At 65.6% G+C, this 2,638-nt stretch carries 5 protein-coding genes; all 5 read left to right on the top strand.

All coding sequences use genetic code 11. The features are described 5' to 3' along the window. Positions 1–97: 97 nt before the first annotated feature. On the top strand, positions 98–493 hold the full coding sequence (locus tag ACIA5H_RS37735; RefSeq protein WP_397081149.1) for a hypothetical protein: 396 nt from the start codon (positions 98–100) through the stop codon (positions 491–493). Positions 494–505: 12 nt separating this feature from the next. Beyond that, positions 506–1,450, top strand: a complete 945-nt coding sequence (locus tag ACIA5H_RS37730) for a hypothetical protein (protein WP_397081147.1) — start codon at positions 506–508, stop codon at positions 1,448–1,450. 88 nt (positions 1,451–1,538) lie between these two features. Beyond that, positions 1,539–1,943, top strand: a complete 405-nt coding sequence (locus tag ACIA5H_RS37725) for a hypothetical protein (RefSeq protein ID WP_364599279.1) — start codon at positions 1,539–1,541, stop codon at positions 1,941–1,943. Further along, positions 1,904–2,416 (top strand): hypothetical protein, encoded by a 513-nt coding sequence (locus ACIA5H_RS37720; RefSeq protein ID WP_364599282.1) that lies wholly within the window; start codon positions 1,904–1,906, stop codon positions 2,414–2,416. The genes ACIA5H_RS37725 and ACIA5H_RS37720 overlap by 40 nt, the downstream gene beginning before the upstream one ends. A gap of 21 nt (positions 2,417–2,437) precedes the next feature. Beyond that, a partial coding sequence (locus ACIA5H_RS37715; protein WP_397081145.1) for a hypothetical protein occupies positions 2,438–2,638 on the top strand: 201 nt, incomplete at its 3' end.

The raw sequence follows: 2,638 nt of genomic DNA, 5'->3' as shown, positions 1-2,638 counted from the left end.
ACGACTACAAAGCGCACTGGATCGAGTACGGCACCAAGCACATGGCGAAATTCTCCACAATGCGCCGCACCGCAGGCTATTTGCGAGGCACCGGCTCGTGAGGCCGGAGGGTCGGCATTTCGCCAACCTGCGCACGCTGCTGCGGACGTACATGCTGACGCTTGACGGGATCGGCGGCGCTGGCACGAAATTGGAGCCGATATTTCCGTTCGTGCTCATCACCGTGATTCCGTCCGGTGGCGACAACTATCTGTGGTCACGGCAGACGGTCGATATCGAGGTTTTTCACCGCGACTACAGCGCGGCCGCTGATTTCACGCGGCTCGTGCACGACCACATGATGAAGCTGCGGCACAGCTACGTCGACGGCGTGCCGATCAGCGACGTCACCACCATCAATAGTTTCGGCGATCTCGATTACGAGGACGACACCGTGCACCGGTTCATCGCCGAATACGAAATCGAGTCCATCGCCAATGCTCAACCCCTGTAAGGAGATAGGTCAATGACCGGCACAACGTGGGACACCATTTTCGGCGGTGACGTCGGCAACGTCTTCAAGGGCCAGTTCGGTTTCGTGCTCGCGCGAGACTACGACGCGACAAAGCCGCTGACGAACTTCACCCCGTTCGACACCTTGACCGGTGATTGGTCGACGACTCTGCTCACGACCGATGGTTTCGTGGGGTTGGGTTACTTCGACGAGAACGGTCTGGAGTTCACCCCGACCTTGCAGACCGCCGACACGAAGGCGTGGCAGTCGAGGCAGAAGCTCTTGACCGACATCACCGAGGACTCTGAGGCGGCTATGTTCACCGCGATCGAGCGGACGAATCTGATCGAGGCGCTGGAGACCAACCTGCCGTTCGCCGCCATGTCGGCGATGGGCACCGCGGGCTACCAGTACACCAAGCCCGCGGTCACCGTGCCGATTCACCGCCAGATCGTGTTCGGATCGATCTACGCCGCCCCGGAGGGCATCTCGGCGTGGGCGCGGATCTACTCGAACGCGATCATGGTCAAGCCCGACAAGTTAGTCATGAACGCCAAGACCGAGGCGCAGGGCAAACTCAACTTCGAGGCGCTGCCCGACTCGCTGTCCGGGTTCGCTGTGCGCACCCTGCGCGAGGGCCCGGGCTGGCGTGCGCGTGGCGGCACCACCGGCACACCGGGTACCCCGACCGCGACCGCCGGTGCGGCCGGTGTCGCGACGCTGGCCTTTACCGCGCCGACCACGAAAAACGGGCCGTTCACGTACAAGGTGTACGCCGACGCGTCGCCGACGCCGGTCACGACCGGGAACGTCGCGGTCGGCGGCACCGCCGCGAACCCGGTCCTGACCGTGTCGAGCCAGGCCGCGGGCTCGCACACCTACAAGGTGCAGGCCGTCGGCTCGAACCTGTCCGCGTCGGCGATGACTCCGGCGTCGAACTCGGTGACCGTCTCCTAACCCCTTCGAGCCCCGACGTGGCGCGCGGTGGCTGGGCGCCACGTCGGGACCCAGCCACCACAGCCACGCCCCGAGGAGGAAAACGGCAATGTCCGAACCGATGATGACCAGCGTGACCGAATTCGGTCAGTCGGTACCCCCACCACTCGCCGCCGCACCGGCACCGAAGCCCGCGCCCGCACCGGTCGACTACGGCGACGCGATCACCGACCTGACCGCGTTCCGCGAGCAGGCACTCGAAGGGCTCGGTTCCGCCGGTGTGCGGTTCGCGCTCGGCGGTGAGGTGTTCACGGTGCCGCATCCGCTGTTGCTCACCGACGAGCAGAACGAGCAGATCGCCAAGCCGCTCGGATTCGTCGAGATCGCAAAGGTGCTGCTCAACACCCCGGAGGATCCGCACGTGTATGAACGGTTCCATGCGGCCGGCGGCCGCGCCGGTGACGTGATGATGGCGTGGCGGCGGCTGAGCGCCGGGCTCGGCGTCCCAAAATAGGCGAGGCGATCGCCCTGCTGAAATCGGCGCCGAACGAGATCGAGGCCGATATTCAGAGTGAGTACCCGGGCCGCCGGGTCGGCGAGTTCTGGCGCACCATCGGGCCGCGCCAGACCGGCGAGATGACACCGCGCGAACTCGTCGTTCTCGTGTCGCAGCTGCCCGAGACGAGCCGGTACAAGCGCGCGAAAAACACGGCTTGGACCGTGCTCGAGCGGCTCGCCGCCCGGATCGTCAACGTCCTCGAGGCGCATCGCGGCGACTACCGCAACGCGCACGGAGCTCAATACGACTGGGCGCCGGTCACCCCACCCGAACTAGCGCACGAGCGCGCGGCGCGGGAAGCGCGCGAGGAAAAGGCGGCACGGCAGCGCGCACTCGGCCCAATGGTGCTGGAACGCATGTTGCGCGGCGAACTGCGCATGTCCGACATCGACGTCACCAGACCCATCGAGGAGGCATTGACAGCGTGAGCCCGGTGAGGAGGCCCTAGCGTGGCGCCGGTCTATTTCGACATCGTCTCTCGCATCGTCGGCATGGAAGCCGCGGCGGCGAAAGTCGTGTCGGAAGCCGTGCGGGCAGGCAATCAGGCGGGCACCGGGTTTGCCGACGCGTTCAAATCGAAGGTGCTCGGCACGAGCGCGGGCATGACGGCTTCGATGACCGCGCAAGTCAACGCTGCGGCATCCTCGCTG

Source organism: Nocardia sp. NPDC051900, assembly GCF_044452545.1.
Lineage (GTDB): Bacteria > Actinomycetota > Actinomycetes > Mycobacteriales > Mycobacteriaceae > Nocardia > Nocardia sichangensis.
Note: the sequence above shows the minus strand (reverse complement) of the source record. Positions and strands in the feature narration are given on the sequence as shown.

Excerpts from the sequence above, each read along its gene's own strand:
- ACIA5H_RS37730 (WP_397081147.1), top strand. The coding sequence starts at position 506 with ATGACCGGCACAACGTGGGACACCATTTTCGGCGGTGACGTCGGCAAC.
- ACIA5H_RS37725 (WP_364599279.1), top strand. The coding sequence starts at position 1,539 with ATGTCCGAACCGATGATGACCAGCGTGACCGAATTCGGTCAGTCGGTA.